Here is a 1338-nt window from a genome sequence, read left to right on the forward strand (position 1 = left end):
CCTCAAACGCCGTATCTTTCCGCCTGTCCATTCGCGCTTCTCCATGGTCGTTCAGCAAACTCCATGGAATACCAGAATGGGCAGCCCCTGCTGGGGCATGCCCCAGCAGGGGCTCATGGCCCCAACCCAAAGCGAATTTCCAGACATCAGGGTACAGTACCGCGCAGTGCTGGATGTAGACGGAAAGCAGATGCGTGAGCCAGCCGAGCTGAGCGTCGAACTGGAAGAACAGATCCTCTTCGGACACGTCTGGATCGATTTGGTCCTCAAGTGCCGCAATGAACTCCGGGTCGTCCAAAGGGTTATCGCTTATGCGGGGCGTAGCCCCTGCCTGCGCGACCGGCGCTTCCTCTGGAGGAAAGAGAGACTGGATCCGCACACGACTATGCGCATCGGCCCTTTCGAGTGAACGGGATTCTTCCGATGATGGAAGGAAGTTATCCGAGACCCTCCGAGCTATTGCGGTGTTGTCCTGCATAATCTGCAACAGGGCGCGAGCTATTTTGCGGCGGCTTTCTGGCTCTTCCATCTTCTTGTCTCTCTGCGCGGCGTCTTCGAACAGGGTCCAGGCATGCTCGAAGAGCGCGGCGAGACGGATCGCGCGGCGCCGGGCCTCGCGAGGGCAGGATGTTCTGAGACTCAGGGTGATATGCCCGAGGTCAGCGCGCTTCGGCGTCGTCCTGCTCACGCCTAGGCTGTAAGCGATACCGTGCATATCGCAAGGCGCAACGACCGGAATGCGGCCACGAAACCAGTAGCAATTGCCTCGCTTTGTCAGGAAAGCCGCTCTGCCCATACCCTCTGCTCCGAATCTCTGGGCGCAGCAATGTGCGACACCCGTGGACGCAGAGGACAGACACGCACGGAACTGCGTCGCGCGAGCTCCTTAGTGCGTTGATCTTGTTGGGTTTTCTTGTGAGTTGGCTCCGGCGGTAGGGATCGAACCTACGACCAATTGATTAACAGTCAACTGCTCTACCGCTGAGCTACGCCGGAATCGTGCGCTTCATACCAACGTGGCAGCGAGAGGTCCAGAGGGTCTCGCGACTAGCGCAGGCTGTTTTTTTGCGAAGCAGGCGCGCATTTACGCGTTGGAAGTTCCTCGGATTTACCGGAGAGCGCACTACACGGCTCAACCCGGTGGTGCGCGAGCGCTTCATCGGAACTCCGTCGTCGCCCATTTGCCGGAGATATGCGCAGAAGTTGGTGCCGCTTTATCAGGCGGCCGTTTGCAGCTGGCGGAGCCCGTCGCGGAACTCAACCCCTTAAGACCTCTGCATGGTTGAGGATTCCCCGGCCTTGTCTGCCGTGCTATTGTCCGGTGGGGCAGTTTCCGGG

At 59.3% G+C, this 1338-nt stretch carries 1 protein-coding gene and 1 tRNA gene; both read right to left on the bottom strand.

Annotated elements, in window-relative coordinates; all coding sequences use genetic code 11:
- The coding region (locus IM708_RS20980; protein WP_209428490.1) for a DUF6538 domain-containing protein at nt 1-796 on the bottom strand (796 nt) is incomplete at its 3' end.
- Between the two features lie 125 nt (nt 797-921).
- Nucleotides 922-996: transfer RNA gene (locus tag IM708_RS20985), tRNA-Asn, on the bottom strand.
- Nucleotides 997-1338 lie beyond the last annotated feature (342 nt).

The sequence above is a fragment of the Pararhodobacter sp. SW119 genome, assembly GCF_017811755.1.
GTDB lineage: Bacteria > Pseudomonadota > Alphaproteobacteria > Rhodobacterales > Rhodobacteraceae > Pararhodobacter.